1 protein-coding gene is annotated in these 221 nt (G+C 48.0%); it reads right to left on the bottom strand.

From position 1 onward, the window contains the following. A partial coding sequence (locus tag H6B10_RS16905) for a hypothetical protein (protein WP_204652508.1) occupies window positions 1-221 on the bottom strand: 221 nt, incomplete at both ends.

Here is a 221-nt window from a genome sequence, read left to right as displayed (position 1 = left end):
CAGTTGGGTCATAGTTGTCACCATAACCAACATAGAGGCCGCCGCCGTATCCATCCAGCAGATTGTTACTTACATCGTTGCCAGTGATACGCAGGGTGGCTCCATCCTCCACCGCAAAAGAACCTTGGCGGATATAAAGGCCGGTGTTATGGTTATCCGTAATAATCAGAGAACTGGTGCTATCCAAAGAAGATGCAAAATTGTTATACAGACGGACGGCA

The sequence above is a fragment of the Gemmiger formicilis genome, assembly GCF_016901605.1.
Classification (GTDB): Bacteria; Bacillota; Clostridia; order Oscillospirales; family Ruminococcaceae; genus Gemmiger; species Gemmiger formicilis_B.
Note: the sequence above shows the minus strand (reverse complement) of the source record. Positions and strands in the feature narration are given on the sequence as shown.